Below are 3,374 nucleotides of genomic sequence, written 5' to 3'. Positions count from 1 at the left end.
GTTGCCATGATCTAGTTCTTTCATAGGTATTTATGCAGTTCACGAACATGGGACTTTCACCCAATTACAACATGCCCATGCCGGGCACACACAAGTCGTTTCATGTAACTCCGGCCATCGCTCCGCGATAGCCTACGTCACATGAACTTAGCGTTGGACAAATAAGAAATTGAATACGTTTCCGTACAGCACTCCAGTTGATCGTGAGCTCTCAAACGAAGAAAGATCGATTCTCTGTGAGCTGATCTCAAAGACCGATTCGAAACGATTGAAAGAAATCGATTCGCTTCATGTTTATGGACGATGTGGATGCGGATCATGCCCAACCGTGATGTTCGAGGGCGAACCAAAGAAAGAAGATAAGAAAACGATTCTTGCCGATTACCAAGGTGGAGACGAAGACTCAGGATTAATCGGCATCACACTTTGGGAAAGAGATGGATCTATCATCGAGTTGGAAGCATGGTCGATAGACGGAACCGACGTTACGACGTGGCCGAAACTAGACACGATTAGACCATTGGAGGCTTCTAGATGAAAACTAAAGATAGGTCCAACCAGGCGGTCGATACAACGGCGGCAAACGCTCGTCCCTTTGACGACGATACTTCGAAATCTACCAACCCAGACGTGGAGGCGATGACCGAAGCCGCCGTCGTATCACCTTAGCGTTGGCTAAATTGAAATGAACGAAACCGACCCAAACGAACTTCTCGAAGATTGCTCCTTGCTTCTCGAATATTCAACTGGTTTCAAAATATTGATTTGGTTCCTGATCATCTGCAGTGTCAGCGTCTGTACCGTTTTGATTATCTCGGCTATCATGAAACACGTCCACGACGTCCCAGAAAAGCAGACGATTTGGTTTGTCGCTATCGTCACTTTCTTTGGTTGGGCTGCTGGCTACCTGATTACCTACCTTCCAAAAATGAAGAAAAGAATAATCGTAACCAAAGATTTCATACGATTCGGAAAGGAAGAGATTCAATGGCATGAACTAAAAAAGGTGAGGCACAGTTTTGTCCTAGAGATGCTAATCCTTAAATCTAAAGATACGAAATTTGTTTTCTACGACGGTTTGATTGGCTACGATTTTCTAGCCACTTTAAGCAAAGAAAAAGAAAGAGCCAACCAGAGGTGCCATACAACTCCGGCCAGCGCTCCGCGCTAGCCTCCGCGTATGCACTCGACGTTCTAAGAAAAAATATGATCAGGTTGATGGATACAAAAAGAGGGTTTTCCGAATCGAAGGATGCAGCATCCTCGAACAGTGCGACCACGACATTTCCAACGAACACGACAGATAGATTTTAACTGATCCTAACGAACCGAAGGAACGAGACGAAATCTGACTTCGACATTTCAACCTTCACGAACCACGATTCCAACCTGTTACCCTAAGATGACGAGCAAGGTCCTATGCCAGTTAAAAAAATCGATTCGAGTGTATGGAATCACTGGAGACACGTTCCCCGATATTTTAGAATCGGGTAGCTAGGGGCATCAACTCCCCCAGCTCCCACACCACCACTCATACGGATCCGTAAGTGGCGGTTCACAGGCATAAATATAACAGTCAAGTTTGCCCCTGACCCTTATATCTAAAGGCGATCCACAGTTTCGAGAGCGAGGGGACTCCTTGCTCCTCGAGCCAAGCGTTAGACAGCGCGAAGCGAACGAACGGATGCGAGCTGAGCCTCCAGTATCTCTTGCGGGACCGGCTGGCCATCTTCACTGCCGAAGGGTCCACGCCGAGCCGTATCAGCATCCGGCGCCTCTTGCGCGGCAGCTTCCACATCTTCCAGTAGCACATGCGTATGCGCCGGCGTATCCACCCGTCCCAAGCTCGGGCGTCCTTGTACAGGAAGCCGATCTTGAAGTAGTGGAACCAACCAACGCAGTACCTCCTGAGCGTGGCCAGTCGCGATTCCATCGAGATTCCCTTCCGGCGGGAAGTCTCCTGCCGGATGCGGAACCGGAATCGCTTCCGGGCCTTTTCGCAGACGCGTATCCGCTTTCCCCTTACGACGAAGCCGAGGAACTCGCACTCGCCCAGCGGGGCGACGCGGGTCTTGTCCTCGTTGACCAGAAGCTTGAGCTCGCATTCCACGAAACGGCGCAGCTCGTCCATGGCCGTTCGGGCCTCCGACTTGCGTTTCGCCATGACGAGGAAGTCGTCCGCGTAGCGGACGAAGGGCAGCCCCATCGCCTCGATCAGCTTGTCGAGGGGGTCGAGCATGATGTTGGCCAGCAGCGGCGAAAGCGGGCCGCCCTGCGGAATCCCCCTCGGGGTCCTCTCGACGGTCCCGTCCTCGTGCCGGACTCCGGCCCGAAGGTACTTGCCGAGCAGGCGCATCACGCGCTTGTCCTTCACCTTCAGCCCGATCCGACGCATCAGCAGGTCGTGGTTCACGACGTCGAAGAAGCTCTTCAGGTCGCACTCCACTCCCCACGCGTAGCCGCTTTGGCTGCGTTCCCTTATCCGTTCGACGGCGTCGCCGGCGCGACGCCCCGGCCTGTAGCCGAAGCTTTCGTCGCTGAAGTCCACATCGAAGATGGGACCCAGGACTTGGGCCACGGCTTGCTGGACAACCCGGTCCAGGACGGTGGGGATGCCCAGCGGGCGCTCCTCCCCGTTCGGCTTGGGTATCCAGACCCTTCTTACTGCCGCTGGCTTGTATCGGCCCTCGCGCATCTGCCTAGCGAGCCGCGGCATGTGCTCGCGGGCGAACTCGGTAAACTCCTCGACCGACATGCCGTCGATCCCTGGGGCCCCCTTGTTCGCTCGGACGCGCTTGTACGCGGCGTTGAGGTTGGACGCTTCGAGGATCCGCTCCAGCAGATCTTCCTGCGGGACTCCGTTCTCCGCGGAGCGCGGCGCCTGATCGCTCATGGCCGCGTCCGGTCGTTCCCGCCTCCTGAGTTCGGTCCTTCGCCGCAAGTGAGCCATCCGGATACCTTCGCTGGACGGAAAGTCCGTCGGCAGCTACTCCCGGCTCGTTTCATGCGACTACTTCGACCTCGGCTGACTCCTCGCCCCTCAATGCGCCCATTGCTGGACGAACCGCGATATCTTGACGGCAGATCTAAGCCGATACCGCACGTGAGCGAGGCCTCCCCGGGTAAGGACACGTTGTTTCGATGCGCGACCTCGGGATTTACCTTCATGGCTGAACTGAGGGTTTCGCTGTGTTGTGCCAGCTCACCCGCCATACCGGCCTTATATCCCATTTCTGTGCGTAGGCCCGCACCTTTGACGTAGGCTTCCTTCCCACGAAGCGTCGCCACTTCGCAGTTGCCATGATCTAGTTCTTTCATAGGTATTTATGCAGTTCACGAACATGGGACTTTCACCCAATTACAACATGCCCATG

The 3,374-nt window shown here is 54.4% G+C and carries 3 protein-coding genes; 2 read left to right on the top strand and 1 reads right to left on the bottom strand.

Annotation, left to right across the window (positions count from 1 at the left end):
- Positions 1 to 534: 534 nt before the first annotated feature.
- Both QEH57_RS24570 and QEH57_RS24565 read left to right on the top strand, forming a co-directional pair.
- Positions 535 to 669, top strand: a complete 135-nt coding sequence (locus tag QEH57_RS24570; RefSeq protein ID WP_309009456.1) for a hypothetical protein — start codon at positions 535 to 537, stop codon at positions 667 to 669.
- A gap of 16 nt (positions 670 to 685) precedes the next feature.
- Positions 686 to 1,171, top strand: a complete 486-nt coding sequence (locus QEH57_RS24565) for a hypothetical protein (protein ID WP_309009455.1) — start codon at positions 686 to 688, stop codon at positions 1,169 to 1,171.
- A gap of 405 nt (positions 1,172 to 1,576) precedes the next feature.
- Here QEH57_RS24565 and ltrA read toward each other — a convergent pair whose 3' ends face one another.
- Positions 1,577 to 2,893: a group II intron reverse transcriptase/maturase gene (gene ltrA / locus QEH57_RS24560; RefSeq protein WP_309009454.1), complete on the bottom strand. Its 1,317-nt coding sequence runs from the start codon at positions 2,891 to 2,893 to the stop codon at positions 1,577 to 1,579.
- Positions 2,894 to 3,374 lie beyond the last annotated feature (481 nt).

This window comes from Pelagicoccus sp. SDUM812005 (genome assembly GCF_031127875.1).
Classification (GTDB): domain Bacteria; phylum Verrucomicrobiota; class Verrucomicrobiia; order Opitutales; family Opitutaceae; genus Pelagicoccus.
The sequence above is the reverse complement of the archived record's forward strand: the minus strand, read 5'-3'. Positions and strand labels throughout refer to the sequence as shown.